This is a genomic window from Celeribacter ethanolicus (assembly GCF_002407265.1).
Classification (GTDB): domain Bacteria; phylum Pseudomonadota; class Alphaproteobacteria; order Rhodobacterales; family Rhodobacteraceae; genus Celeribacter; species Celeribacter ethanolicus.
The window spans coordinates 1,949,364-1,974,927 of record NZ_CP022196.1 but is presented as its reverse complement, the minus strand read 5'-3'; the positions used below and the strand labels follow the sequence as shown (position 1 = coordinate 1,974,927).

General features: G+C 62.2%; 23 protein-coding genes and 2 pseudogenes. 8 read left to right on the top strand and 17 right to left on the bottom strand.

Annotation, left to right across the window (positions count from 1 at the left end; genetic code table 11):
• The first annotated feature begins 77 nt into the window (after positions 1-77).
• The 3 genes from hisS to hisG are packed head-to-tail and all read left to right on the top strand — an operon-like array spanning position 78 to position 3,357.
• Positions 78-1,562, top strand: a complete 1,485-nt coding sequence (gene hisS, locus CEW89_RS09750) for a histidine--tRNA ligase (protein WP_096805776.1) — start codon at positions 78-80, stop codon at positions 1,560-1,562.
• Positions 1,562-2,659, top strand: coding sequence for an ATP phosphoribosyltransferase regulatory subunit (locus CEW89_RS09745; RefSeq protein ID WP_096805775.1), 1,098 nt, complete (start codon positions 1,562-1,564; stop codon positions 2,657-2,659). The genes hisS and CEW89_RS09745 overlap by 1 nt, the downstream gene beginning before the upstream one ends.
• A complete protein-coding gene (hisG, locus tag CEW89_RS09740) occupies positions 2,659-3,357 on the top strand; it encodes an ATP phosphoribosyltransferase (protein ID WP_066711062.1) in 699 nt (232 codons plus the stop codon). Before CEW89_RS09745 ends, hisG begins: the two co-directional genes overlap by 1 nt.
• Before the next feature lie 47 nt (positions 3,358-3,404).
• Here the strand turns inward: hisG and CEW89_RS09735 are convergent, their stop codons facing one another.
• The gene (locus CEW89_RS09735; RefSeq protein WP_096805774.1) at positions 3,405-3,824 is read right to left on the bottom strand and encodes a DUF1489 family protein; all 420 of its coding nucleotides are present in this window, start codon (positions 3,822-3,824) and stop codon (positions 3,405-3,407) included.
• A 124-nt stretch (positions 3,825-3,948) separates the two neighbouring features.
• Here CEW89_RS09735 and CEW89_RS09730 point away from each other — a divergent pair, with 124 nt between their 5' ends.
• Together CEW89_RS09730 and CEW89_RS09725 are read left to right on the top strand one after the other, a co-directional pair.
• Complete coding sequence (locus CEW89_RS09730) at positions 3,949-6,216, top strand: adenosylcobalamin-dependent ribonucleoside-diphosphate reductase (RefSeq protein WP_096805773.1); 2,268 nt, start codon at positions 3,949-3,951, stop codon at positions 6,214-6,216.
• 318 nt (positions 6,217-6,534) lie between these two features.
• On the top strand, positions 6,535-7,632 hold the full coding sequence (locus CEW89_RS09725; protein ID WP_096805772.1) for an AAA family ATPase: 1,098 nt from the start codon (positions 6,535-6,537) through the stop codon (positions 7,630-7,632).
• Positions 7,633-7,836: 204 nt separating this feature from the next.
• Here the strand turns inward: CEW89_RS09725 and CEW89_RS09715 are convergent, their stop codons facing one another.
• On the bottom strand, positions 7,837-8,781 hold the full coding sequence (locus CEW89_RS09715) for a hypothetical protein (protein WP_096805770.1): 945 nt from the start codon (positions 8,779-8,781) through the stop codon (positions 7,837-7,839).
• A gap of 385 nt (positions 8,782-9,166) precedes the next feature.
• Between CEW89_RS09715 and CEW89_RS09710 the strand changes: the two genes are divergently transcribed.
• The 3 genes and pseudogenes from CEW89_RS09710 to CEW89_RS09700 all read left to right on the top strand — a co-directional run.
• Positions 9,167-9,667, top strand: a complete 501-nt coding sequence (locus CEW89_RS09710; RefSeq protein WP_096805769.1) for a KAP family P-loop NTPase fold protein — start codon at positions 9,167-9,169, stop codon at positions 9,665-9,667.
• Positions 9,636-9,926, top strand: a pseudogene (locus CEW89_RS09705) (IS3 family transposase); the annotation flags it as partial. The gene CEW89_RS09710 and the pseudogene CEW89_RS09705, both read left to right, overlap by 32 nt.
• A 54-nt stretch (positions 9,927-9,980) precedes the next feature.
• A pseudogene (locus CEW89_RS09700) lies at positions 9,981-11,249 on the top strand (SLC13 family permease); the annotation flags it as partial.
• A 37-nt stretch (positions 11,250-11,286) separates the two neighbouring features.
• Here the strand turns inward: CEW89_RS09700 and CEW89_RS09695 are convergent.
• The 15 genes from CEW89_RS09695 to CEW89_RS09630 form a co-directional block, all read right to left on the bottom strand.
• Positions 11,287-12,057, bottom strand: a complete 771-nt coding sequence (locus tag CEW89_RS09695) for an ABC transporter ATP-binding protein (protein WP_096805768.1) — start codon at positions 12,055-12,057, stop codon at positions 11,287-11,289.
• Between the two features lie 10 nt (positions 12,058-12,067).
• Positions 12,068-13,048: an ABC transporter substrate-binding protein gene (locus tag CEW89_RS09690; protein WP_096805767.1), complete on the bottom strand. Its 981-nt coding sequence runs from the start codon at positions 13,046-13,048 to the stop codon at positions 12,068-12,070.
• Positions 13,049-13,072: 24 nt separating this feature from the next.
• Complete coding sequence (locus CEW89_RS09685) at positions 13,073-13,912, bottom strand: ABC transporter permease (protein WP_096805766.1); 840 nt, start codon at positions 13,910-13,912, stop codon at positions 13,073-13,075.
• A gap of 13 nt (positions 13,913-13,925) precedes the next feature.
• Complete coding sequence (locus CEW89_RS09680; protein ID WP_096805765.1) at positions 13,926-15,293, bottom strand: LLM class flavin-dependent oxidoreductase; 1,368 nt, start codon at positions 15,291-15,293, stop codon at positions 13,926-13,928.
• A gap of 35 nt (positions 15,294-15,328) precedes the next feature.
• Positions 15,329-16,225, bottom strand: coding sequence for a TauD/TfdA dioxygenase family protein (locus CEW89_RS09675; protein ID WP_096805764.1), 897 nt, complete (start codon positions 16,223-16,225; stop codon positions 15,329-15,331).
• A 92-nt stretch (positions 16,226-16,317) separates the two neighbouring features.
• Positions 16,318-16,887 (bottom strand): NAD(P)H-dependent oxidoreductase, encoded by a 570-nt coding sequence (locus CEW89_RS09670; RefSeq protein WP_244906189.1) that lies wholly within the window; start codon positions 16,885-16,887, stop codon positions 16,318-16,320.
• Between the two features lie 125 nt (positions 16,888-17,012).
• A complete protein-coding gene (locus tag CEW89_RS09665) occupies positions 17,013-18,395 on the bottom strand; it encodes an FAD/NAD(P)-binding protein (protein WP_096805762.1) in 1,383 nt (460 codons plus the stop codon).
• Entirely contained in the window at positions 18,395-18,541 is a 147-nt protein-coding gene (locus CEW89_RS20795; RefSeq protein ID WP_157779820.1) for a hypothetical protein, read from the bottom strand. Before CEW89_RS20795 ends, CEW89_RS09665 begins: the two co-directional genes overlap by 1 nt.
• 123 nt (positions 18,542-18,664) lie before the next feature.
• Positions 18,665-19,255, bottom strand: coding sequence for an RBBP9/YdeN family alpha/beta hydrolase (locus tag CEW89_RS09660; RefSeq protein WP_096805761.1), 591 nt, complete (start codon positions 19,253-19,255; stop codon positions 18,665-18,667).
• Positions 19,256-19,384: 129 nt separating this feature from the next.
• Positions 19,385-21,013, bottom strand: coding sequence for a Na/Pi cotransporter family protein (locus CEW89_RS09655; protein ID WP_096805760.1), 1,629 nt, complete (start codon positions 21,011-21,013; stop codon positions 19,385-19,387).
• 126 nt (positions 21,014-21,139) lie between these two features.
• Complete coding sequence (locus tag CEW89_RS09650; protein WP_096805759.1) at positions 21,140-21,796, bottom strand: peroxiredoxin; 657 nt, start codon at positions 21,794-21,796, stop codon at positions 21,140-21,142.
• A 12-nt stretch (positions 21,797-21,808) separates the two neighbouring features.
• Entirely contained in the window at positions 21,809-22,630 is an 822-nt protein-coding gene (cysW, locus tag CEW89_RS09645; RefSeq protein WP_244906188.1) for a sulfate ABC transporter permease subunit CysW, read from the bottom strand.
• A complete protein-coding gene (gene cysT, locus CEW89_RS09640) occupies positions 22,627-23,472 on the bottom strand; it encodes a sulfate ABC transporter permease subunit CysT (RefSeq protein ID WP_096805758.1) in 846 nt (281 codons plus the stop codon). Before cysT ends, cysW begins: the two co-directional genes overlap by 4 nt.
• A complete protein-coding gene (gene cysP / locus CEW89_RS09635; RefSeq protein ID WP_096805757.1) occupies positions 23,469-24,467 on the bottom strand; it encodes a thiosulfate ABC transporter substrate-binding protein CysP in 999 nt (332 codons plus the stop codon). Before cysP ends, cysT begins: the two co-directional genes overlap by 4 nt.
• Positions 24,464-25,561 (bottom strand): sulfate/molybdate ABC transporter ATP-binding protein, encoded by a 1,098-nt coding sequence (locus CEW89_RS09630; RefSeq protein WP_096805756.1) that lies wholly within the window; start codon positions 25,559-25,561, stop codon positions 24,464-24,466. The genes cysP and CEW89_RS09630 overlap by 4 nt, the downstream gene beginning before the upstream one ends.
• Positions 25,562-25,564 lie beyond the last annotated feature (3 nt).

Genomic DNA, 25,564 nt, shown 5'->3' with positions numbered 1-25,564 from the left:
TTTGCCAGTGCTGCCGCCTTGCTCAGCGGGCGGGCTTCCGCTATGCCGCCCGCGACAGTCGTGCAAAAGGACCAGCCATGGCCAAGCCCAAGAAAACCCCGCGCCCCAAGGCCGTCACGCCGAAGGGCTTTCGTGATTACTTCGGCACCGAAGTGAGCGAGCGCAAGCATATGCTCGATCAGATCGCCGAAGTGTATCATCTTTACGGGTTCGAGGCGCTGGAAACCTCTGCGGTCGAGACCGTTGAGGCGCTGGGGAAATTCCTGCCCGACGTAGACCGTCCGAACGAGGGGGTTTTTGCCTGGCAGGAGGACGACTCGGATTGGGTCGCGCTGCGTTATGACATGACGGCACCTTTGGCGCGCGTCGCGGCGCAGTATCGCAATGACCTGCCCTCGCCCTACCGCCGCTTTGCGATGGGGCCGGTGTGGCGCAATGAGAAACCGGGGCCGGGGCGTTTCCGCCAGTTCTACCAATGCGACGCCGACACCGTGGGCGCGCCGTCTGTGGCCGCCGATGCGGAAATTTGCGCGATGTTGTCGGACACGCTTGAGGCGGTCGGCATTCCGCGTGGCGATTACATCATCCGGGTGAACAACCGCAAAGTTCTGGACGGGGTGCTGGAGGCCGCTGGCCTGCCGGACACCGAAGAGTGCGCGCATGTGCGCGGCATCGTTCTGCGCACCATCGACAAGCATGACAAGTTCGGCGACGAGGGCGTCATGGCTTTGCTGACCGAAGGGCGCAAAGACGAGAGCGGTGATTTCACCAAGGGCGCGGGGCTTGCCACGGCGCAGGTCGATCTGATCCTCGGTTTCGTCAACGGGCGTCAGGACAGCAATGCCACGACGCTGGATCGTCTGGGCGAACTGGTCGGCGCGGCTGTGACCGGGCAGGAGGGCGTCGCGGAACTGCGCGAGATCGCCGAGCTGCTCGAAGGCCAAGGCTACGGTCCCGACCGCATCGTCATCGACCCCGCCGTGGTGCGGGGCCTCGGCTATTACACCGGGCCGGTCTATGAGGCCGAGCTGACCTTTGAGGTCACCGACGAAAAAGGCCGTGTGCGCGAGTTCGGCTCGGTCGCAGGCGGCGGGCGCTATGACGATCTGGTGAAACGCTTCACCGGGCAGGCCGTGCCTGCGACCGGCATGTCTATCGGCGTCGACCGTCTTCTCGCTGCGCTGCGCGCGACGGGTCGGATCGGGTCCAAGGCCCAGGGCCCGGTGGTGGTGACCGTGATGGATCGCGACCGGATGAGCGCCTATATGGAGATGGTGACGGAGTTGCGTCAGGCGGGCATTCGCGCCGAAGTGTACCTTGGCAATCCGAAGAACTTCGGCAACCAGCTCAAATATGCGGACAAACGCGAAAGCCCGGTGGCGATCATTCAGGGCGGCGACGAGGCGGAGCGTGGTGTGGTGCAGATCAAGGACCTGATCCTTGGGGCGAAGATCGCTGAAAACGCCTCGCTCGAAGAGTGGAAAGACCGCCCGAACCAATATGAAGTGCCTCGTGACCAGATGGTCGCGAAAGTGCGCGAGATCATCGAAAGCTATAGCTGATGCCCCGTCCCGAGATTTCGAAAGCGGCGATCAAGGCCGAGGCCGCACGTCTCAAAGCCTTCTTCGAAGAGAGCGGTGCGCAGCCGGTGGAGATGGATATTCTCCTGCCCGCCGAGGTGCTTCTGGACCTCTACGGCGAGGACATCCGCGCCCGCGCCTATGTGACCCATGACCCGGAGCGCGGCGAGATGATGCTGCGCCCGGATTTCACCGTGCCTGTGGTGCAGGAACACATGACCAACGGCGCGGAGCCCGCGCGCTATACCTATGCGGGCGAGGTGTTTCGCAAACAGGAAGACATGCCGAGCCGCGCCAATGAATATTTTCAGGTCGGCTACGAGGTGTTCGACGGCTCCGATCCGGCAGCCGCCGATGCGGACGTGTTTGCGCGTTTTGCCGAAGTGCTGGCGGGCTCCGGCCTGCATGCAGCCACCGGAGACATCGGGATTCTCAAGGCCGCCGTGGCGGGCTTGAAAACCACCGAACGCCGCCGAGCAGCTTTGTTGCGCCACATCTGGCGTCCGCGCCGGTTCCGGGCGCTGATGACGCGGTTTTCCGAGGCGGGCACGGCGCTGCGCCAGCAGAACCTCGACCGCGTGCGCGCCAATCTCAAGGATGCCGAAGCCCCGTTTATCGGTCTGCGCACCCAGACGGAGATCGACAGCCGGATCAGGGCGCTCGAAGAAGACGCGAGCGAACCGCCGATCTCCGGCTCCGAGATCGAACTTCTGGACGACATCCTGTCGCTCAAGGAGACCCTGCCGCATGTCATCTCGCAATTGCGGGACATCGCGGTGGACCTGCCGGCGATCTCGGGGGCGGTGAGCCTTCTGAGCCGTCGCAGCGACGCGCTGGCCGCGCGTGGCGTCGATGTCGAGCATCTGGATTTCGAGGCCTCCTACGGGCGTACCTCGATGGAATATTACGACGGGTTCGTTTTCGGCTTTTACGCCGAGGGTCGCCCGGACCTGCCGCCCGTGGCCACCGGCGGGCGCTATGATGCCCTGACCGCCGTGCTCGGTCAGGGCCGTTCCATTCCGGCTGTCGGGGGGGTGATCCGCCCTAATGTGCTTCTGAGCCTGAAAGGAGGCGCGTGATGGTCGTCAAACTTGGCGTGCCCTCCAAGGGCCGGTTGATGGAAAAGACCTTCGAATGGTTTTCCGAACGCGGCGTGATGCTGTCGCGGGCCGGGGCCGAGCGCGAATATTCCGGTGCGGTCGAGGGCATCGAGGGTGTCGAGCTTGTGCTGCTCTCCGCCTCTGAGATCCCGCGCGAACTCGCCGCCGGGCGCATCCATCTGGGCGTCACCGGCTCCGATCTGGTGCGCGACAAACTGGCCGCATGGGACAGCAAGGTCGCGGAACTGGCGGTCATGGGGTTCGGCCATGCCGATCTGATCATTGCCGTGCCGAAATGCTGGACAGACGTCGACACGCTGGACGATCTCGACGCCGCAGCCTCGGCCTTTCGCGCGCGGCATGGGTTCCGGCTTCGCATCGCCACGAAATACCACCATCTCGTGCGGGAATTTCTGAAGATCAACGGCGTCGCGGATTACCAACTCGTCGACAGTCAAGGCGCGACCGAAGGCACGGTGAAGAACCTCACCGCCGAGGCCATCGCCGACATCACTTCGACGGGGGATACGCTGCGGGCGAACCACCTCAAGGTGCTGAGCTGCGAGCCGATCCACCGGTCTCAGGCGACGCTGTTCAAATCGCGCATGGCGCATTGGACCGACGAGACCCGCGCGACGCTCACCGAGCTGACCGAGAAGATGGGCCTCGGAGACTAAATCGGAGACGGGGGCGCGTCCCCTGTCTCCTTTGTTGCCCTAAATACTCAAATCACGCCGATTTCGGCCAGTGCCTGAGCCAGTTCCGGCGGCAGGTCGGGTTCGTTCTCGCGGCCCTGCGGAAGGTCGGCGGGGGCGTCCTCGGGCTTGAGATAGCGCCAGCCCTGAAACGGACGGCGCAGCGCGTTTTGGGTGCGGATCAAAGGTGCGGCGAGCTGGATACGGCAGCGGCGCACGCCGTCCTCGCCGATAACCTCTTCGAGGCCTTGGATTTTCTGCCGGGCTTGAATGGCCCCCTTGATCACCCAATAGAGCGAACCGCCATTCAGGAGCTTGTCCTCCTGCTTGGGCCACATGCGGGTCGTGTGTCCGCGCAGGCCCTTGGGGGCAGATTCGACATAGGCGTTGAGCTCTTCAAAAGAGTCGACGCCCACGCATAATTTTACTAGGTTTATGTAATCGGCCATCGGATCGCCCTAACTGTGGTGTGCAATCATAGTTTGCATGTGCGATTCTTCAAGTTGCCCTTCCGATCCGACCGCGTTACACGACCGCCCTGACTGCTGCCACTCAAGAACGGAACCGACCGCCATGACTCGCTTTGCCGCCCCCATCGCCGAACAGATCTGGGACATGAAATACCGCCTGAAAGAAGCCGACGGGGCTGCGGTGGATCAATCGGTCGAGGACAGTTGGCGGCGGGTGGCGCGCTCTTTGGCGTCGGTCGAAAAGGATCAGGCGGCGTGGGAAGAGAAATTCTACCACGCACTCGAAGATTTCAAATTCCTGCCGGCGGGACGCATTCTTGCGGGCGCAGGCACGGGGCGCGCGGTGACGCTCTTTAACTGTTTTGTCATGGGGACGATCCCGGACAGCATGGCGGGAATTTTCGACATGCTGAAAGAGGCCGCGCTCACCATGCAGCAGGGCGGAGGCATCGGCTATGATTTCTCCACCATCCGGCCCAAGGGCGCGGATGTCAAAGGTGTGGCGGCGGATGCCTCGGGCCCGTTGTCGTTCATGGATGTCTGGGATGCGATGTGCCGCACGATCATGTCGGCGGGCTCGCGTCGGGGCGCGATGATGGCGACGATGCGCTGCGATCACCCGGATATTCATCAGTTCATTGAGGCGAAACAGGATTCGGCGCGTCTGCGCATGTTCAACCTCTCGGTGCTTGTGACCGACGATTTCATGGAAGCGGTGAAGGCCGACGGTCCGTGGGAGCTGACCTTCGGCGGCAAGGTTTATCACACGGTCGAGGCCCGCGATCTTTGGAACAAGATCATGCGCGCGACCTATGATTATGCCGAGCCGGGCGTGATCTTCATCGACCGCATCAACAAGATGAACAACCTCTCCTATGTAGAGACGATTGCCGCGACCAACCCGTGCGGGGAGCAACCGCTGCCGCCCTATGGCGCCTGTCTGCTCGGCTCGATCAACCTGGCCCGTCTGGTGAAAGACCCGTTCGGCGAGGGCGCGGAGATGGACGAAGAGGCTTTGTCCGATCTTGTCGCCACTGCCGTGCGGATGATGGACAACGTCGTGGACGCGTCCCGTTTCCCGCTGGAGCAACAGGCGCAGGAAGCACAGGCGAAACGCCGCATCGGGCTTGGCGTCACGGGGCTTGCCGATGCGCTTTTGATGATCGGCCAGCGTTATGGCTCGGAAGAGGCCGCCGCGACCTGTGAGACATGGCTCAAGATGATCGCGCGTGCCTCCTATCTGGCTTCCGCCGGGTTGGCGAAAGAGAAGGGGGCCTTCCCGCTCTTTGACAAGGACAAATATCTGGCGTCCGGCTCGCTCAAGATCATGGATCAGGACGTCAAAGATGCGATTGCCAAAGACGGCATCCGCAATGCGCTTTTGACCTCCATCGCACCGACCGGGACGATTTCGCTCTATGCGGGCAACGTCTCCTCCGGGATCGAGCCGGTGTTCGCCTATGCCTACACCCGCAAGGTGCTGCAAAAAGACGGCTCGCGCACGGAAGAAGAGGTTGTCGATTACGCCGTCAAACTCTACCGCGACAAGTTCGGCGCAGATGTCGAGTTGCCTGAGTATTTCGTCAACGCGCAAACGCTCGCACCGCTGGATCACGTGCGGATGCAGGCGGCAGCGCAGAAATGGGTCGACAGCTCGATCTCCAAGACGATCAACTGCCCGGAAGACATCGCTTTCGAGGACTTCAAGGAAGTCTATATGGAGGCCTATGAGACCGGCTGTAAGGGCTGTACCACCTATCGTCCGAACGATGTGACCGGCTCTGTTCTCTCCGTCTCCGAGAGTTCCGAGAAAGCCCCGGAGCAGGACGAAGGCGCGGAGGTCGTTTATCTTTCTGAGCCGCTCGACCGCCCGCAACAGCTTGAAGGCAACACCTACAAGCTGAAATGGCCGGACAGCGAGCACGCGATCTATGTCACGATCAACGACATCGTGCATGGCGGTCATCGTCGCCCGTTCGAGATTTTCATCAACTCGAAGAATATGGAGCATTTCGCCTGGACCGTGGCGCTCACCCGGATGATCTCGGCGGTGTTCCGGCGCGGGGGCGATGTGTCCTTTGTGGTCGAAGAGCTGAAAGCGGTGTTCGATCCGCGTGGCGGGGCTTGGATGAAAGGGAAATATATTCCCTCCATTCTGGCGGCCATCGGCGGGGTGATCGAGACGCATTTGGTGACCATCGGCTTTATCGAAGGCGAGGGCATGGGGCTCAAGACCGATCCGCAGGCGGAAGTGGTCGCAATCGGCGAGAAACCACGCGGCAAGGCCTGCCCGTCCTGCGGCTCCTATGACATGCGCATGGTCGAAGGCTGCATGACCTGCGCCTCCTGCGGCCATTCGAAATGCGGGTGATAATCGCAAAAACCTGTATGGACGTGTAGGACCCACCATAAAATGTCCATTTCGGGGGTAATTTGACCATTCCGGCACAGGATTAATGACCATCGGCAGCGATGCAGTCGGTGGTTTTCTTTTGTATCAATGGTTTACCCATTGGATGGGTTTCGGCGATTTGATCCGCCTCCGCTATGTTCCATCCTGACAGGCGCTGTTGACGACCGGCGGCGCTTTCGGCATCCCTCAGGGCAAATCCGGCCGGGTTCTTTCCAACATCCCCCTCCAGCAGAGCCTCTGCCGGAGGGTATGGCGCGATGCGCCAGAAAGGCCCCCATGACGAAGATCAAGTTCATCGATGCCCGCTTCGCCGATCCCGACGAGAACGAGTTCGCCCTCAAGCGCCGCTTCGAGTGGCATCTGCGCAAACTCCGTGCCTTTCAGGACGGGGTCTCCCCGAAGGTGCCGGGAGACTTTGAAGATGAGTTGCGCTGGAACGATGACCTTATTGCGGTGCATCTCTCGGAAAAGGACCGTAACAAGGTGCTGCGCCGTGCGCGCCGGGTCATGGGCTCGCGCGCCAAGGCTTCCGGGCTCAGCCATCTCAGCTCGGATGACCGGCGCGCGCTGGAGGCATTCCGTGGCGGGGCAGATCTGGTCGGCATCGCCAGCGAACACCACGCCGATGAGATTGCTGCCGCCATCCATGCCGAGATGCCGTGGATGGCGGCGGCCACTGACTTCCTGTGGAAAGCGATGCGTCGCTCGGTGCGGGCGGGGGAGCCCGGGTTCCGGCTGCCGCCCGTGCTGCTAGACGGCCCGCCGGGGATCGGCAAGAGTGTGTGGTCACGCGAGCTCGGGCGCCATCTCGGGGTGCCGCGCTGTGGCATCGAGGGAACTGCCGAGCAGGCCTCCTTTGTCGTTAACGGCTCGCAACGCGGCTGGGGCACGGCCTTCCCGGGGCGGCCCCTGCAAACCATCGTGCAGAGCCTCTGCGCGAACCCCATCGTGGTGATCGACGAGATCGAGAAGGCCGGAACACCGACCTCGACCAAAGGGCAGGCCTACGGCTTGACCGAGGGGCTGCTGCCGCTGCTGGAACGCTCGTCTGCTGTGGCCTGGAAGTGCCCCTACTACCAGGTCGGGTTCGATATGTCTTGGATCAGCTGGGTCCTGACCTCGAACAGCCTTAGGACGCTTCCGGCCCCGTTTCTGAGCCGTCTGGAGATCCTGCGCCTTGCCGGACCCGGCAAGGGTGATCTCATCTCCTTCGTGGAGCGCGAGGGCGCACGACGGGGGCTATGTGATGCGGCCCTGGGCGCGATCTGCGAGGTGATCGACCAGGTTTCCGACACACATGAACTCAATCTGCGCCACGTGTCCCGGATGCTGGCGAGGGCGGAGGCCATGGCAAGCAGCCCGCTGTCGCATTGAGTGGTCGATGCGGGGGAAGACCGGAGGCTTTTGGATTGAGCAAAGGAGCTTGGAGGTACAGACCATGCTGAACATGGGTGTTCTTATGGTCCGAAAGGCTTTGGTCGCGGCGGAATTAATGTTCGAGACGGGTCGCAGCGGACGCAATAATTGCACGGCGTTTCCCGAGAAACCGCATCCGGCCTCTTGGGAAACGCCTGGATTTCAGTAAATGAAATCCATGAGGAAATTGTCGCCAGATACGGCCATGGCGCATTGAGAAACGTCTTTGGGTTTGAAGTATGAGCTCATATCAAAGACATCGCGCCAGTTGTTTCTGAAGTCTTCAAGGCTGTCGAAGTAAGCATATTGACCGGTGGTGGGAGTCTCCAAACGGCCAGTAAGCTGCACAGTGACCCGCGCTGCTTTGCCTGCGGCGTCCAGACAGGGCGGCAGTTCTGGCGTCTGCCCCCTGTTCCAATGTGTAACTTCAGAATCACGATAGAGACTCCCCGAGGGGATATCAGAGGGACAATTCCCGCCTTCACATGCTGAAGAAGCGGAAAGGTTTGGTTTCAACCTGTTGATGTATTGCTCTGCGGCGGAGCAAAGCTGTTCAACCGGAACCCGGTGAATGCCGTAGTTGAATGCTTCGTCAGAATAGTCCTCCCAACTCCAATAGGTTCCATCGTAATGATAGCCATCGACAACGACACTTTTGCCGATAATGTTTTCAGCAAGTTTTTTTGAATTCCAATAATATTCATAAGGGTCACTCCAGTATTCCCAGACGCCGTAGGTCCTGTTTTTCCTGTAGTCGCTATACTTTCGCTCATTGTAATCGCCCCACGCCGGCTCCCGATATTCAGGCATCATGCACGTGACACCACAGGCTGCGACGCTCACGCCATTCATGCCCGCGAGGTTGTTCAGGAAAGCGGTCTGCCCCACACTCCATTCTTCTGGCGTGTTGGCGGGCACCATGATAGGGGCGTCGCCCCGGTTCGTGACGATCCGGCAGGTGCCGTGCTTGTCGAGAGTGACGGAACTGCCCGGCGCGACCATCGCACCCAGCAGGGCGGCTTCTTGGGCTGGAGCGTTTTGGGTGCTGAAAAGGAAGATGCAGGCGGCGCTGGCGAAGTAGGTGTTCAGGGAATTCTTGATGTGCATGAGTGGACCTTAGTGTTTCTGGTTCACCCGAATTATAAAGCACCCCTCTGAAAACACGTAGATGCCCGCCGGGGCGCGATGTCCGAATTATGTGGATAACTGGGGTCCAATTGGCCTGATGTGGGAGAAGGGACGTTGAAGCTGATCGCTGCTGGTCGGACCTGGCGATCTGTCAACCGCACTGATGGGGGGCACTCGGCGATCCGGATACCCGCAACTCAATTCAAGCGGTCCAGTTTTCAGGGAGGGAGCGCAATTCATGCAGGTGAGGCCTGTAAAGCTTGGTTAAGACACAGCATCCCCGTTCATTCGAAAGGCCCGAGCAATATTTGCTTGACCTCATTTGAGCCAGGTTAAAGAGATTGTTTAATAGGGGGGTAAGTGCATGTGGTCTGATAACGAAACACTTCGTGACCTCGTCAATTTTTCGCATGTTGCGGAGATCGCCGCGGAACGGATCATTGGGGCAAAAGGCGAACCCTTGTCGCTCGGCATTTCGGGCGATTGGGGCGTCGGTAAGTCTTCAATGATGAAACTATTGCGCACCTCCCTGGAGGAGCGCGACGATGTGAATATCCGTTTCGTCGAGTTCAATGCGTGGCTCTATCAGAACTACGACGATGCCCGCGCCGCGTTGATGGAGACCATTACCGCTGCCGTGGTCGATCAGGCATTGGCTAAGAAGGACAGTCTGGGAGAAAAGGCGCTCAAGCGCGCTGCGTCCCTTCTCGGTCGGGTCAAGAAGCTGCGTGTTCTGGGCATCGCAGGATCGGCTCTCTTCGACTATGTGACCCAAGGGAGCGTCACGCCCTTCGTCGCCGGTGGGATCTCGGCGGTGAGCGGCTGTCCGTCGTCAGAGGCGTGTTCCTCAGGGACGCGCCGATGAAGACAGACTTGTCGCCGACATGATTGAGCTGGCCCGTCAATACGGACGCTACGGCTACCGCAGGGGTGCCGTGCTTCTCCGAGAGGCTGGATGGTCTGTCAGTGATGGTCGTGTCGAGCGGCTGTGGCGACGGGAGGGGCTGAAGGTGCCGCCAAAACAAACAAAGAAAGGGCGGCTCTGGCTGAACGATGGGTCGTGCGTCCGCTTGCGACCTGAACATCGCAATCACGTTTGGAGCTATGACTTCGTGCATTGCCGACCTGTCCAGCGGTGACGAACAGGCTGAGCGGTCGCCCTTGCGCGGGACACGGGGCAGCCGCCGATCTCGATGTTCGAAATGACACTGCCAGGGCTGATCTTCGCTGCTGTGGGTATGCTCTACATGGTCTTTGCCGGGCGCTACCTGTTGCCCGACCGCGCCTCGCTCTCGAGTCTCCTTGGGCAAGAGGGAAAGCGCCGGTTCAAGGCGCGGCTGCTTATTCCTCTGGGCTCGCGCTATGTGGGCAAGACGCTGGCTGAGTTGCCTTTCAACACGGCACAGAGCAGAGTGCTCGATGTGATCCGGGGAGAGCATTCCCTGCGCAGGGAGTTGGACAGCCTCGTGCTGCAGGCCGGGGACCGTGTGGTCATCAAGACTGGCACTGGTGAGATCCTTGGTCTCAAGGAAGACGGCCAGATCGAGTTCCGGGATATCGCAGATCGGGGCTACGAGCCGGTCACGGCGGAACAGACGGTTCTGATGGAGGCCAGCGTTGGGCCGAATTCCCACCTCCGGGGGCGTGCGCTTGGTGATCTGCGGCTGCGGCGCAAATACGGGCTCTACGTCATGGCAGTTCACCGAGCTGACCGAAACATCTCCGATCGCATCGATGATCTCAGGTTGCAGTTTGCCGACACACTTCTGCTGGAAGGTCCTGCGGAGGGGATCCAACGGCTCATGGAAGATGGGGGCATCATCAATCTCTCCGCACCCTCCGAACGGGCGATGCGTCGCTCGAAGGCACCGATTGCCATCGCCACGATCTTTGCGGTGATGGGGCTGGCGGCCTTCAACGTTCTCCCTACTGCAGGCCTATCTGTGATTGGAGCCGTGGTCGTGATGTTGACGCGCTGCGTCGATCCGGAAGAGGCTTTTGAAGCGATCGACTGGCGCATTCTCTTCCTTATCTTCGGCATGCTGGGGCTCAGTATGGGAATGGAACAGACCGGTACCGCGAGGGTCATCGTCGAGGCTGTCGTGGGCGCGGTCGGTGGCATTGGGCCATTGGCAATCCTGGCGGCGGTCTATGTGCTGACAAGCACCCTGACCGAAATGATCTCCAACAATGCTGTGGCGGTGCTGATCGGTCCTATTGTGATCGCCCTGGCACAACAGCTGGGTTTCGACCCACGCCCCTTCATCATGGCCGTGATGTTTGCGGCCTCGGCCAGCTTCGCCACGCCGATCGGCTACCAGACGAATACCTTCGTCTACAGTGCCGGGGGCTACAAGTTCCGCGACTTTCTGAAAGTCGGATTGCCGCTCAATGTCATCTTCGCGGTTCTGGCCGTGCTGATCCTTCCCATCTTCTTTCCTTTCTAAAAAGGGGCCCGGCCGATGCAGGGTCGGCCGGGCGGGCTCAATGCAAGCCGAACTCTGCCATGAGCTTCTGCCGAAACCGGACGAAGCGCGCTTCGCTGCGGTCGCGCGGACGCTCCAGATCAATATCGATCACGCGCGGGCGGCTGCCCTTTTCCTTTGGCAGGATGAGCACGCGGTCCGCGAGAAAGATTGCCTCCTCGAGGTCGTGGGTCACAAGCACCATCGTCACCCGTTCCTCGGCCCAGATGCGGGTCAGTTCTTCCTGCATCGTCAGCTTGGTCATTGCGTCCAGCGCACCCAGAGGTTCGTCGAGCAGCAGGATCTCGGGTCGAACGGTCAGGGCTCGGGCGATGCCCACGCGCTGCGCCATGCCGCCGGACAGCTGACGCGGCCAGGCGGTCTCGAAGTCGCTGAGACCGACAAGGCGGATGTAGTGGCGTGCCCTGTCCTCCGCCTCGCCTCGAGAGGTCCCCTGAACTTCGAGTCCGAAGGCCACGTTGCCCAGAACGGTGAGCCAGGGAAGGAGCCGTGGTTCCTGGAAAATTACGGCGCGCTCCTTGCCGAGGCCGTGGACCGGTGCCCCGTCGATCAGCACGCCTCCCGAATCCGGCTCCTCCAGCCCGGCGAGGACCCGCAGCAGGGTCGTCTTGCCCGACCCGCTCGCGCCGACGATGGCGAGGCTTTCGCCGCCGGCGATGTCGAGATCAAGGTTCTTCAGGACTGTCAGGGTTTCACCGTCGAGGCTGAAGGATTTGGAGAGGTCACGGATCGTGACCTCTCCTTTCGCGGAAACCTGAGTCACAGACATCGGCTCTTCCTCAGTTCGTCACGTTCTGGTCGCCGGTGACCAGAAGGATGTCGGACGCGGCGAGTTGCCCTTCGGCGAGCGCGCCCTCGCGGACCAAGACATCGATCCAGAATTGGATGTCCCGATCCACCGCGAGCCCGCCCGGACGGACGCCGTAGCCCGCGAAGTACTGTGCGACCTCCGGGTTCTCGCCGCGTTCTTCAAGCATGCGCGCGAAGATCTCGCGGGTCTCTTCGGGATGCTCCCGCGCATAGTCGAGTGCGCGTGCCGATTGTTCGACGAAGGCGCGTGCCGCCTCGGGGTGGGCGTCGACCCAGTCCCGGCGTAGCACGGTGAAGCCGCCGGCGATCTCGCCCAGCACATCGGTGTCGTCGAACACGGTCCTCAGACCGCCATGGGACCGTGCGGCGCCTTCGAAGGTGGTCTGCCAGTAGCCGAAGGCCGAGATATCGACCTGACCCGATCGCAGCACCTGTTCCAACTGCGGGCCGGGGACCACGACGAGGTTTGCGGCATTCTGCGGCAGGCCGACGGAATGCAGCGCTTCGCGGACCGTATAGTCGAGATGCGCGCCGAGCGTGTTTACGGCGATGGTCTTGCCCGCGATGTCCTCGATCGATCGGATCGGGCTGTCTTCCAGCACGTGGAAGATCGACTGCACGTCGTCGTTGATACCGTTGGTCGGGTAGGCGGCCACGAAATCGTTGCCGCTGGCGATGGAGTTGATCACCGCCGAGGTTGCCGCCGAGCCGATATCGACGCTGCCGGCGGCGAGCGCGAAGAGAGATTCTGGGCCGCCGCCGGCGTAGCCGACGTTCTCGACGCGGACGCCGGTGCCGTCGAAGTATCCGAGTTCCTGCGCCAGCTCATGTGCCGAGATGCCTCCGTGGCTGGCGAGGAAGCGCAGGGTGACGTCATCGGCCTGAGCGGTGCCGGTCAGCGCGACCGATGCGGCCGCCGCGGCAAGTAGCGTTCTGAAAGAGTAGGTCATGGTTCTATCCTGGTTGTGAGGGGGTCAGTGCTTGGCGAGGCTCCAGCGGCAGAGCCGCCGCTGCAGCAGGACGAGAACCCAGTTCGCGCCGAGGCCGAGGAAGGCCAGAAGGAAGATCGCGGCGAACATGAGCGGGATCTGGAAGTTGTACTGGGCGTTCATCACCTGGAAGCCGACACCCTTGTTGGCGCCAATCATCTCGGCGGCGATCAGGAGCAGGAGCGCGGTCGTTGCCGAAAGACGCAGACCGACGAAGATCGGCGGCACCGAGGCCGGGAGGATCACGCGGCGGAAGATCGTCGCGCGAGAGGCGCCGAAGCTGCGGGCCATCTCCACCAACTTCGCGTCGACTTCCTTCACCCCGCCGATGGTGGCCAGCAGGATCGGAAACAACGTGGCCCAGAAGATCACGAAGACCTTGGAGGCCTCGCCCAGCCCGAGCAGCAGGATGAAGACCGGATAGAGCGCGAGTGCCGAGGTCTGCCGGAAGAGCTGCAGGATCGGGTCCAGGGCACGCTCCACGGCCCTGATCTGCCCCATGAAGAGGCCGAGCGGGATGCCGAGGGCGACCGCGGCCAGGAAGGCGATGCCCGCGCGCTGGAGCGAGATCGCGATATCGTCGATGAGCGCGCCGGAGGTGATCCCGGTCCAGAGCGCCGCCGCCACCCGATCGAGTGGTGGGAAGACCGCCGGGTTGAGCCACCCCGTGCTGCTGGCGACCTGCCAGCTGGCAAAGAAGGCAGCGAGCAAACCATAGTCGGCCACGAGCCGTCCGAGGATTGGTCGCAGTCCCGGTCCGTTGATCATGCGCGTGACTCGCCCAAAGCGTGCGCGTCCCCCGGTGTCGGCGATTTCGTAGGTCATCGGTCTGCCTCCTTCATTCCGCGGCCTGGACCGCAACGTGACGCGCCGCGTGGCGATTGGCGGGGAAGGGCAGGCCGAGGTTCTCGCGCAGCGTTGCCCCCTCATAGGCGGTGCGGAACAGGCCGCGGCGCTGGAGCTCGGGGATCACCAGATCGACGAAATCGTCTAGCGCGGTCGGGAACCAGGGCGGCAGGATATTGAAGCCGTCCGCCGCCTCGTTCTCGAACCATTCCTGCAGCGTATCGGCGATTCGTTCCGGCGTGCCGATGATCGTGTAGTGACCGCGGGCGGAGGCGACCCATTGGTAGAGCTGGCGGATACTGAAGCCGTTCTCGTCCGCGATCTGGCGGATCAGCGCCTGGCGGGACTTCATCCCCTCGGTCGGCGGGGCAGGGGGCAGGGGGTCGTCGAGATCATGGCCTTTCAGATCCAGCGTTCCGCCGGTCAGCCCGTTCAGGAGCGCGATGCCGTCCTCTTCGAGGATGTAGGAGGTGAGCCTGTCGTATTTCTCGCGCGCCTCCGCTTCGGTCGCTCCGACGAAGGGAGAGACCCCGGGCATGACGAGCACGTGATCCGGGTTCCGCCCGGCCGCGGCCGCGCGCGCCTTGATGTCGCGATAGAACTCCTGCGCCGTGTCCAGGTGCTGATGCGCGGTGAAGATGACTTCCGCCGTCGCCGCGGCGAGCGTGCGCCCGTCCTCGGACTGCCCGGCCTGGACGATGACGGGATGCCCCTGCGGCGAGCGCGAGACGTTGAGCGGTCCTTTCACCTTGAAATGTTCGCCGGCATGGTTCGCGGGGTGCAGCTTCGCCGTGTCGTAGAAGACGCCGCTCTCCTTGTCGCGGACGAACGCGTCGTCCTCGAAGCTGTCCCACAGGGTCTTGACCACCTCGACGTGCTCCTGCGCACGGCGATAGCGCGCCGCGTGGGGCAACTGCTGGTCGAGGTTGAAGTTCCGTGCGGCCGCTTCGGTGGCCGTCGTCACCACGTTCCACCCGGCACGGCCGCCGGAGATCAGGTCGAGCGAGGCGAACTTGCGCGCGGTGTTGTAGGGCTCCTCATAGGTCGTGGAGGCGGTCGCGATGAAGCCCAGGTTCTTCGTCAGCGGGGCGAGGGCGGAGAACAGCGTCACCGGCTCGAACCCCGCCACCCGCGCGTTGCCGCCCTCCGTCCCGCCACCGAAGGAGACGGCCAGCCCGTCGGCGAGGAAATAGGCGTCGAAGAGCCCGCGTTCCGCTGTCTGGGCCAGCTGCTTGTGGAACTCGAAGCTCGTGGCCCCGTCCACCGGCTGGTCGGGATGGCGCCAGGCCGCCACGTGCTGGCCGCCGCCGGGGAGGAAGGCTCCGAGCTTGATTTGCCTGGGTTTGATATTTCTGGTCATGGGTCTGAATCCTGTTCTGTCGGGAATGTCGGGTGTCAGGCGATGGCTGCGCTCTCGCGGCCGTCGACGCCGACGGGGATGTCGCCGTCGATCGTGACACGGCGCACGACACGGTGCGCGTCGCCGTAATCGTTGATCGCGACATGCTGGGTCGCACGGTTGTCCCAGATCGCTACGTCACCCGTCTGCCAGCGCCAGCGCACCGTGTGTTCCGGGGCCGTGATGTAGCCTTGGAAGAGCTCGTAGAGTTTCTGGGTATCGGATCGAGACAGGCCGCAAATCCGCTGCACGAAGCTGCCGAGAAGCAGGGTTCGCTCACCCGTCTCCGGATGGATGCGGACGAGGGGATGTTCGGTCTGGAAGCTCTTCGAGGCGAAGACCTCCTCGTAGTGCTTCTTCTCGACCTCGGTCGCCTTCGGGCGGTGTGCCGCGTAGTCATAGGCGTTGCTGTGAACGGCGCGCAGCGTGTCGGCGAGTTGCTTCAACGCGGGAGGCAGGGCCTGATAGGCGGCCGAGGTGTTCGCCCAGATCGTGTCGCCGCCGGTCTCCGGGATCACCACGCCGCGCAGGATCGAATACTTCGGATAGGCAGGAACGAACGTCACGTCGGTGTGCCATTGGTCGGCCCGGCCGCCATGGGACGAGTCGAGTTCCAGCAGGCTCGACGTCCCCTCGCGGATGTGCTGGGTCGGATGCGGGACCAGATCGCCGAGGCGTCCGGCGAACGCCTCCTGTCCGGCATCGTCGAGATGATCCTGGTCGCGGAAGAACACGACCTTGTGGCGGGCGATGAGCGTCTTGATCTCCTCGATGATCGGGGCGGGCAGGTCGCCGGAAAGGCGGATGCTCCGAATCTCCGCGCCGATGATTGGCGTCACCGGGAGGGCTTCGAGGACCGGGGTGCCGGGAATGATGGCTTCGTGCTGCGTCATGGTTGTTCCTTTCGATAGGCATGGCTCCGCCGCAGCCGGACCATTGGTGGTCCGGCGCAGGCAGCGGCAAGATTTGTTAAGGGTGCCGGGTGCTAGGCGGCGGCGTGTGCGAGATCATGCGCCCTGGCGGGCGCAGTTGCGTTGACAGCCGAGGCCAGCTGTGCCGCTGCCTCGTCGAGCCGTGTCATGAGGGCCGGGGTCGTCGGCACACCATCGGCAAAGTCTTCCGATGCGGCGTAGACGCCAGTTGCGACAACGGCGGCCTCGAAAAAGCCGAAGAGCGGGCGCAGCTGGTGTTCGATGATGAGCGCGTGGCGATGCCCGCCGCCCGTGGCCGTCAGCAGTACCGGTTTTCCCTTCAGAGCATCCGGTTCGATCAGATCGAAGAGATGTTTGAACAGGCCTGAATAGCTGCCCTTGTAGACCGGGCTGCCCACCACCAGCGCCTCTGCACTAACGAGGCGATCAATGATGTCCCGTGGTCCGGTCGGCAAATCGACGAGCCGTGTCGCAGTGCCGAGAGAGGCACCGATGTCCGAAAGATCGAAGGTCGTTCCCGTCAAACCCGCCTTTTCCGCACTCATCTGGACGGCCATGTCTACGAGGGTGCGGGTACGGGAGGGGGTGCTTGCACTTCCTGCGAAGCCGATAATCTCGGTCATGGTCATTCCTTACACGATTATATCTGTCGTGATTTTAGGGTAAGTGACTCGACCGTTTTGCTCCATTCCAAATTATCTGAGCAGAATGGAGAAAAACCCCTGCCACAAGGCCAGCAGGGAGAACGTCATACTTTCTGACGAGCCAGCATACCGGAAGAGCCGCGAAGGCGTCCGGCAAGGTCCATCGTCTGCTGCCGAATGTCGGGAATCGCCGTTATTTCCCAAATGGTTCCGCGTGCAGCAGGACCAATGGCGTGAAGCTTCCTCGATATGCCTCCGTCCCGAGAGATCACGCGGGAGTCGGGGGTCGTATCCAGGCCGAGCGCAAGTGAATCGAGCCTTGCGGCCCCGCGCATGATGAGGTCTCGCACAACCGGGGAAGCATCTTCCTTCGTGTTGCGGCGAATACCTCTGCAGTCAATCACGTGATCCGCCACAAGCCGCTTGGGGTCTCCGCCGCGGCGGTCGATGAGACTCAATTCTATCCGCCCATCGGGGCGCGAGACGGCATGTTTGAAACTTGCGCGCCGGATCTGAAGCTGTCCCCTTGCCGATGCAAGCGAGATGCGCGCGGCAGAGACGGGGGGCATGCGGTGGCGATGGATTTCCCACCAGGCGGCGGCATGGCGCAGGAAGCGCGCCCGTTCCTCCAGGGGCCAGGCTTGCCAGATATCCGCGACATGGGGACGAATACCGTCTACCGCGTCGCGCCATGTGCCGCCCCGGGCTTCGGCAATCCGGGCGAGGGCTCTGAGCCAGCGCATGACCTCGCTCACGCCGGACCCACTGGGGATGTCGCGTTTTGTCAGTGTCACGGGATGGCTGGCGGCGTGTTCCTGGGGCAGCAAGCCACGGCGAGACAGGCAATGGATGGGGCCCAGGTGACCGGCGGAGAGCAGTGTCGCGACGTGGTCGACCATGCTCAGACCGGTGCCGATGATCACCACTGTCGCCCTCGGGTCACTTGGAGGGCGGAAATCCCAGCCGCCACGAAGCGGAGGCGCTGGATGGACGGGAACCGCATGCCCGGTGGCCAGGATGGCACGGTCCGCGCGGATCGTTTGCCCATTGTCGAGCACGGCATCGATACCGGCGCTGGTTTCCGACAGCCGCAGGCATTCTGCACGGACATGATGAAGGCGACCGTCTCCACCGGTTTCGCGCCAGGGTGCCAGCAGACTGGCCAGGTAACGCCCATAGGTCCCGCGATCGACGAAGCTGTTGCTATCGGCGTCGATACCTCGGGCCTCCAACCAGTGTTGGAAATGCTCCGGTTCATCCGGGAAGGCGCTCATCTGGGAGACCCGGGTATTGAGCAGGTGGTCCGGGTCGTTTGTGGCATAGGCAATGCCGCAGCCGAGCAGGTCTCCCCGCTCGACGATAGTGACCTCCATGCCGGTGTCGGACTGGCTCAAGAGGTGCGCCGCCATCAGCGCGCCGCTCGCGCCGCCGCCCACGATCAGGATATGTGATCGCGCCGGTGTCGCTGGCCGTGCTCCGCCATCCATCAGGACACCAGCAGGAGAGTGCCCAGCAGGATCACGCAGGCGACAAGGGCTACGATGCCTTGAAGGGCATCATGCTGGGGCGAGGGCTCGACCGCTTCTTCACCATGGGTGAAGAGGAGCAGGCCCGGGTCGAAGGCACAGTACATGATCTGGCTCCTTTCGGTTGGCTCAGTGCAGGACGATGATGGCGAGGATGCTGAGATAGCAGATAGCGAAGGTCGTCATCGGGAGGGCCTTGCGGATCGCCGCGAGAGTGTTCTGAATGGTACTCATGGGTGCGCTTCCCAGCTCGGAGTGATGGCGCGCGCGAGGGGCGGACGCGGTGTGAAACTCGCTCCGGTCAAGGGCCAGAGGATATCGCGCAGGGCCTTGCCCTCCTTCCAGGGGCCATAGCCGGAGGCGACATTGATATGTCCGGCATCGCCCATGTCGATGAAATCGGCCTCCCAACTGCTGGCAAGGCTCCGGGCCTGGGACTGGTCCATCCAGGGGTCATTGTGACTGGCCGCGACGACGACGGTTGTCGCCAGTGATCTTTCTGGGATCGGGCCGAAATCGGAAATCCTCGCACATCGCGACGGTTCGGCCGGGGCCACGAGGAAGGCGCCTGCGATTTGGATCTGAGGCCAGGTTGCGAGCAGGCGGACGATCGCGATCGCACCAAGTGAATGCCCGACCAGGACACAGCCCGGATGGGTCAAGGTGGCTGCGGCGATTTCGGTCAGCCAGGCCTCCGGTGTTGGCTCGGACCAGGAGGTCTGCTCCACGACCTTGGCGGTGGGGTCCGTCGCCGCCCACCAGTTCTGCCAGTGTGGAGCGGGGGAACCATCGAGGCCGGGAATGAGGAGTGTTCTGATCATCTCGGATCTCCTTTCCCGTAAAGACTACCAAGTTAATCGTGTATTTTGTTTCCAAAGACAGTTGCAAAAAGAGAAGGATCTTCTCTGAGGTGGAAAACTGCTTGGTTCTAGGAAGCCACGAGATTGGCTTCAGCGGCTCCGAAGCCGACTTTCAATCAGCAAACCTTCCTCGTCGAGGATCGGGTGCGCAACGGCCACCAGATGTGCGGTCACCCGTTTCAGGTCGCGCAGAAGATCGAGATGCAGCGAGGAGGTCTCCTGCGCGTCGCGATGTCCTTCGCGCAGGCGCACAAGGTGGCGCTGCGCTGACTGCCGTTCGCGGTTGCGGATTTCCACCTTCTGCAGGATGAGCTGCTGTGCGAGCGCCGTATCGCGGGTCATGAAGATTGTCTGGGCCATGCGAAGGGTTTCGGCAGTCATCAGGAACATGCCGTCAAGCTCTTGATAACCAGCTTCCGTGAAGCGGAGCTGCAGTCCGATCTTCTTGCGTACATTGGCCGCTAAGCCCTTCTCGACGATATCGCCAACGTGTTCGAGGTTGATCACGTAGTCCAGAATGGCGATGGCGCGGCGGCGATCGTGTTCGTCCGCCGTTTGGCCCAGGCGGGACAGGTAGGTTTTCACCTGTTGCTGACGCAGGTCGACGCGGTTTTCGAGCGCGGCGACCTCGGTCAGGGGGCTGCTGTCGTTCTTGCTGAAAGCCAGGCGGGTGAGATCCAGCATGCGCGCCACATCATCGCCAATGGCCAGAGCCTGTCGGCTGGCGCCGGAGAGCGCCAGCAGGGGATGTTCCAGCGAGGTCTCATCCAGCCATTGGGGTGGCCCGTTCTCCTCTGGTCCCGGCTCCGCCAACAATCGCTCGAGACCAAACGAGATCAAGCCCGTGAAAGGGGCGATGCAGAGCGCCAGGATGAGGTTGAAACTCAGATGTGCCTCGACTGCGAGGTCCGTAAGCGGAAATGGTAGCTGCTCAAGAGCAGTCGCGAAGAGGCCGGCAACAGGCATCATAATCAGACAGCCTGTAGCGCGGACACAAAGATTACCGAGCGTCAGGCGCTGTGCCGCGATGCCCGATTTCGCAGTGATAAGCACTGGTGGAATTGCCCCTCCGAGGTTGGCGCCCAGCACAAGGACGACGCAGAGACCTGCGGGTAGGCTCAGCGAGGCTACCAGCATTACGGCAGCCAGCGAGGAGGAGCATGCTGCCGCGATGGTGGCGGAGAACAGCAGGGCTACAGGCCAACTGGAGTCCAGCATCTGCAGGAAGGCCGCCATCTCGGTCGAGTTGCGTAGGGGCAGTGTGCCGGACTCGAGAAGAGCAAGCGAGATAAGCATCAGTCCCAACCCGATCAGGGCGCGACCAGACCCACTGACGACGGGCGACGTTCGACGGCTTGCCACGAAGCCCACCAGCAGGAGGGCCGGTGCGATCGCATCCATACCGAGAGAAATGACGATGGCCGTCAGAGCCGTTCCGACGTTCGCACCGAGTAGGATGATCTGTGACATCCGGCCTTCTATGAGCCGACGGTCGAGGAAAGAGGCTGTGAGCAGGGCGGTGGAGGTCGAGGATTGCAGGCCAAGTGTGGCGATCAGCCCGGCCAGGAAGGCACGTGGCCCGGTGCGTGTTCCCAGGCCCAGTGCTGTTTTGAGGCGGATTCCAAAAGCCAGAGTCACACCGTCCCGGACCAGCCCGAGTCCGAACAAAAGCAGCGCGACCGCGCCGCCAATCTGAAAAAAGACGATGAGAGATCCCATGGAGCGTGCCTCAGCCTCCATCCTTTACCTTTTGATGGCGTGCCATGATCCGGGCTTCTGTAAGAAGTTCAATCCGGATGCGTCTGGCTTCTACGTTGGGCCGCGGAAATTGGCCGGATCTGGCATTCAAACAGGCTGTCGCGTGCGGCGCAGATAGGGCAGGACCTGCTCGAAGCCTCCGAACCGGACCCTCGCCTCGTCATCCGAGACCGCAGGTGTGATGATGACATCCTCGCCCTGCTTCCAGTTGGCTGGGGTCGCGACCTGGTGGCGGGCAGTCAGTTGGACCGAATCCACGGCTCGCAGGATTTCATCGAAGTTGCGTCCCGTGGTCATCGGATAAGTCAGGGCAAGCTTGACCCGCTTGTCCGGGCCGATGAGAAAGACTGTGCGGACCGTCGCATTGGCCGCAGCTGTACGCCCTTCGGAGGTACCTTCAGTCGCCGCCGGAAGCATATCGTAGAGCTTGGCAATTTGCAGATCCGGATCACCGATCATCGGATAGCGGACGCGATGGCCGGTAGCGGCCTCGATATCCGCTTTCCATCTGCAGTGGCTCTCGACCGGATCGATGGATATGCCGATGATCCTGGCATCCCGCTTTGCGAATTCAGGCGCCAGCCCGGCCATCAGACCAAGCTCGGTCGTGCAGACTGGCGTGAAGTCCTTAGGGTGGCTGAACAGCACAGCGTATCCCTCTCCGATCCACTCGTGGAAGCGAATACGGCCCTCGGTGGTATCGGCTTCGAAATCCGGGGCGATGTCGTTGATGCGCAGTGACATTGGGTGATCCTTTCAGGCATGTGGAGAATTGCGGGGTTGCCTAGTCTCGAGAGCGGTCTTGAGCGCCAGAGCGACAAGCGCGATGGCAGTCAGTGTCGAAGCCGCGGCGAAGGCACCCGATATGTTGAGGTCGTTGAAGAGAAGCTCGACCTGAAGAGGCAGGGTGTTTGTCTGACCGCGGATGTTGCCGGACACGACAGCGACGGCGCCGAACTCCCCGACGGCGCGGGCGGTGCAGAGCGTGGCACCGTAAAGCAGTGCCCATCGAATATTGGGGAGCGTCACGAGGAAGAAGACCTGCCAGCCGTTGGCGCCAAGGGTCACTGCCGCCTCTTCCTGTTCGCTCCCCTGACTTTGCATCAGGGGGAGAATTTCGCGGGTGACAAAGGGAGCGGTGACGAAGAGCGTCACCAGGACGATCCCGGGCAGGGCAAACATGACCTGGATGTCATGTTCACGAAGGAATGGGCCGAGTAATCCCTGCCGACCGTAGAGCAACAGATAGCTGATCCCCGCGATGATCGGGGAGATCGAGAAGGGCAGCTCGATGATCGTCAGCAGCAGCCGGTGACCCGGGAAGCGATGCTTGGCCAGCAGCCAAGCGGCAGCGACCCCGAAGGCGATATTTATGGGAACTGTCAGCAGTGCGACGAGAGAGGTCAGCCAGATGGCATGCAGCGTCAGCGGGTCGCGGATATTGTCCGCGAAAACAACCATCCCTTCGCTCAATGCGCGGGAGAAGATGAAGGCGAGCGGGGCGACGATCAGGACGAGGCTCAGGGCAATGGCCAAGCCGACGAGGATTGCGGGCAGCGGTCCGATGTGGGGTTTCACACGCTGGCCTCCCGGTACCTTGCCGCCCAGCTCTGGAGCAGGTTCGAGGTCAGTAGAAGGAGCAGGGCGAAGGCAAGCAGGGCGAGGGCAATGGCCGCAGCGCCGTTGTAGTCATATTCTTCCAGCCGGATATAGGCGAGCAGTGAAGCGATTTCAGTCTTCATCGGCAGGTTGCCGGCGATGAAGACCACCGCGCCAAACTCCCCGAGGGAGCGGGCGAAGGCTGTGGTGGATCCGGCAAGCCAGGCGGGAAGCAGGGCCGGGAAGACCACGCGTGCGAAGATGGCCCAGGGCCGCGCGCCCAAGGTTTCTGCCGCCTGTTCCAGTGTGGGGTCCAGGTCCTCCAGAACGGGCTGAACCGTGCGTACAACGAAGGGGATGGAGGTAAAGGTCATCGCGATGGCAATGCCTGAGAGCGTGTAGACGACCTCCAGTCCGAGCGCATCCAGAATGGGTCCGAACCATCCCGTGGAGGAAAAGAGCGCGGTCAGCGAGATCCCGGCAACTGCGGTTGGAAGGGCGAAGGGCATGTCCATCAGCGCATCGAGCAGCCGTTTGCCGGGAAAGTCATAGCGAACCAGCACCCAGGCCATGAGCAGGCCATAGAACGCATTGAGAACAGTCGCGATCAAAGCCGCCAGCAGCGTGACTCGAAACGCCGCCAGCGCTCTGGGGGAAGTCACGATGCCATAGAAACGTTCCGGGCCGATCTCGCCGCCCTTCAGGACCAGGGCGATGACCGGGATGAGGATGATGACGCTGACGTAGAGCAGCGTTGTGCCGAGGCTCAATGAGAACCCCGGCAGAACGTGTTTCGGACGAACGGGCGCGACCGTGATCATTGGTTGACAAAGACCTGGTCAAGAATGCCGCCCTCGGAGAAATGCTTGGCCTTGACGACATCCCAGCCTCCGAACACCTCGTCTACAGTGAAGAGGTCCACCGCCGGGAGGCTCTCGGCGTATTCCGCGGCAATGGTCTCATCGGCGACCCGATAGAAATGATCTGCGACAATCCGTTGGGCCTTCGGGGTGTACAGCCATTCAAGGTAGACCGAAGCCGTCTCCTCTGTCCCATTACGCCGGGCATTGTCATCGACCACGGCGACCGGGAAGGCGGCGAAGAGGCTGATGGACGGAGCCACGCGTTCGAAGCCTTTCTTCGCATAGGCTGCCGCGATGCCCCCGGTCTCGGCCTCGAAGGTTACCAGGACATCCCCGATCCCGCGCTCGGCGAAGGTTTGCGTGGCGCCCCGTCCGCCAGTGTCAAAGACGGGCACATTGGCGAAAATCTTGCGCAGGAAGTCCTGGGTGGCGGTCTCGTCGCCATCGAATTTCCGAAGGCCGTAGGCATAAGCCGCAAGATAGGTGTAACGCGCGTTCCCGCTGGTCTTGGGATTGGGGAAAACGGGTTGGACATCGCTCCGGATCAGGTCATCCCAATCCTTGATCCCCTTGGGGTTGCCGTCGCGAACGAGAAAGGCGGGCAGGGAATACCAGGGAGACGCACCATTTGGCAGTTCGTCCCGCCAGCCCGGATCGATCAATCCGCCATCGACCAGGACATCGACATCGGTTTCCTGGTTGAAGGTTACCACATCCGCCGGCAGGCCTTCCAGGATCGCTCTCGCCTGACGCGAAGAGCCGCCATGCGACATGTCGATGGTGATGTCATGACCGGTCGTCTGCTGCCAGCTCTCCGCAAACTGCGGGTTCAGGGCTTCGAAGAGCTCACGGGCCACGTCATAGCTCGTGTTGAGCAGATGGTCCTGGGCGAGGGCCGGGGTCGTGCCGAGGACAAGGACAACGGCGGCCCCCTTCAGGTTGGCAAAAGTCATTGAATGGTCTCCTTAAGTTTTGATGAGTGGGTGGGAGCGCTCGCTTTGGCGGCTGGTTGGGCGAAGACGGCGCCAGCCAGGATCTGGACGCGGACCCTTTGGCCCTCCACGAGAGTTGGGTCCGCATCGCGACGTGCGAGCTCGGCTTCCGCTTCTGTGCCGTCACGATGTTGCAGGGCGAAATGGACGCGTGGTCCGTTGCTGCTTCGGGCCCGGATATTCCACGCCGAACGTTCTGCCCGTTGCAGTCGAATATCTTCCGGGCGGATCACGAGATCGGCCGGCCCGTCCGGAAGGTCACTCGGAGGCAAGGCTGAAAGATCGAGATCCTCCTCGACCGCGCGGCCGCCGGCGAGACGAACCCGCAAGGAAACGGTGGCCCCCATGAAACGCGCAACGAAGGGTGTCGCTGGGCGATCGGCAATGACATCTGCAGGACCGATCTGCTCGATACGCCCTTCGGACATGACGACGACGCGGTCCGCCAGTTCGAAGGCCTCTTCCTGGTCATGCGTGACGAAGACAGTGGTGGAGCCGGTGGCTTCATGCACCTGGCGCAACCAGCGTCGGAGATCCCGACGGATCGCCGCATCAAGCGCGCCGAAGGGTTCGTCGAGCAGCAGGAGCTTGGGGTTGATCGCCAGTGCGCGCCCGAGGGCCACCCGCTGTCTCTGCCCGCCGGACAGTTGGCCAGGATATCGATCAGCCAGGTGAGGAATTTGCAGGAACTTCAAGAGCTCACCAACGCGCGCCTGGATCTTGGCCCTGGCGGGGCGGAGCCCCCGTGGTCTGACGCGGAGACCGAACGCGATGTTTTCGCGTACACTCATGTGCGGGAAGAGGGCATAATGCTGGAACACGAAGCCGGTCTGCCGGCGTCGAGCCGGCAAGTCGAACCAGTTCTCCCCGTCGACCTCCAACATGCCGGAATCCGGCCATTCGAGACCGGCAATGATCTTGAGCAGTGTCGTTTTGCCCGAACCCGAGGGACCCAGAAGGGCGACGAGTTCGCCTTTGCCGACTTCGAGATCCACCCCTTTCAATACGGCTGTGGCCCCAAAACTCTTCACGATATTCTTAAGTGCCAGAGACATGGC

What these genes read in the sequence shown, in the direction of transcription:
- hisS (WP_096805776.1), top strand. Translation starts at nt 78, where the DNA reads ATGGCCAAGCCCAAGAAAACCCCGCGCCCCAAGGCCGTCACGCCGAAG.
- CEW89_RS09745 (WP_096805775.1), top strand. Translation starts at nt 1,562, where the DNA reads ATGCCCCGTCCCGAGATTTCGAAAGCGGCGATCAAGGCCGAGGCCGCA.
- hisG (WP_066711062.1), top strand. Translation starts at nt 2,659, where the DNA reads ATGGTCGTCAAACTTGGCGTGCCCTCCAAGGGCCGGTTGATGGAAAAG.
- CEW89_RS09735 (WP_096805774.1), bottom strand. Translation starts at nt 3,824, where the DNA reads ATGGCCGATTACATAAACCTAGTAAAATTATGCGTGGGCGTCGACTCT.
- CEW89_RS09730 (WP_096805773.1), top strand. Translation starts at nt 3,949, where the DNA reads ATGACTCGCTTTGCCGCCCCCATCGCCGAACAGATCTGGGACATGAAA.
- CEW89_RS09725 (WP_096805772.1), top strand. Translation starts at nt 6,535, where the DNA reads ATGACGAAGATCAAGTTCATCGATGCCCGCTTCGCCGATCCCGACGAG.
- CEW89_RS09715 (WP_096805770.1), bottom strand. Translation starts at nt 8,781, where the DNA reads ATGCACATCAAGAATTCCCTGAACACCTACTTCGCCAGCGCCGCCTGC.
- CEW89_RS09710 (WP_096805769.1), top strand. Translation starts at nt 9,167, where the DNA reads ATGTGGTCTGATAACGAAACACTTCGTGACCTCGTCAATTTTTCGCAT.
- CEW89_RS09695 (WP_096805768.1), bottom strand. Translation starts at nt 12,057, where the DNA reads ATGTCTGTGACTCAGGTTTCCGCGAAAGGAGAGGTCACGATCCGTGAC.
- CEW89_RS09690 (WP_096805767.1), bottom strand. Translation starts at nt 13,048, where the DNA reads ATGACCTACTCTTTCAGAACGCTACTTGCCGCGGCGGCCGCATCGGTC.
- CEW89_RS09685 (WP_096805766.1), bottom strand. Translation starts at nt 13,912, where the DNA reads ATGACCTACGAAATCGCCGACACCGGGGGACGCGCACGCTTTGGGCGA.
- CEW89_RS09680 (WP_096805765.1), bottom strand. Translation starts at nt 15,293, where the DNA reads ATGACCAGAAATATCAAACCCAGGCAAATCAAGCTCGGAGCCTTCCTC.
- CEW89_RS09675 (WP_096805764.1), bottom strand. Translation starts at nt 16,225, where the DNA reads ATGACGCAGCACGAAGCCATCATTCCCGGCACCCCGGTCCTCGAAGCC.
- CEW89_RS09670 (WP_244906189.1), bottom strand. Translation starts at nt 16,887, where the DNA reads ATGACCGAGATTATCGGCTTCGCAGGAAGTGCAAGCACCCCCTCCCGT.
- CEW89_RS09665 (WP_096805762.1), bottom strand. Translation starts at nt 18,395, where the DNA reads ATGGATGGCGGAGCACGGCCAGCGACACCGGCGCGATCACATATCCTG.
- CEW89_RS20795 (WP_157779820.1), bottom strand. Translation starts at nt 18,541, where the DNA reads ATGTACTGTGCCTTCGACCCGGGCCTGCTCCTCTTCACCCATGGTGAA.
- CEW89_RS09660 (WP_096805761.1), bottom strand. Translation starts at nt 19,255, where the DNA reads ATGATCAGAACACTCCTCATTCCCGGCCTCGATGGTTCCCCCGCTCCA.
- CEW89_RS09655 (WP_096805760.1), bottom strand. Translation starts at nt 21,013, where the DNA reads ATGGGATCTCTCATCGTCTTTTTTCAGATTGGCGGCGCGGTCGCGCTG.
- CEW89_RS09650 (WP_096805759.1), bottom strand. Translation starts at nt 21,796, where the DNA reads ATGTCACTGCGCATCAACGACATCGCCCCGGATTTCGAAGCCGATACC.
- cysT (WP_096805758.1), bottom strand. Translation starts at nt 23,472, where the DNA reads ATGATCACGGTCGCGCCCGTTCGTCCGAAACACGTTCTGCCGGGGTTC.
- cysP (WP_096805757.1), bottom strand. Translation starts at nt 24,467, where the DNA reads ATGACTTTTGCCAACCTGAAGGGGGCCGCCGTTGTCCTTGTCCTCGGC.
- CEW89_RS09630 (WP_096805756.1), bottom strand. Translation starts at nt 25,561, where the DNA reads ATGTCTCTGGCACTTAAGAATATCGTGAAGAGTTTTGGGGCCACAGCC.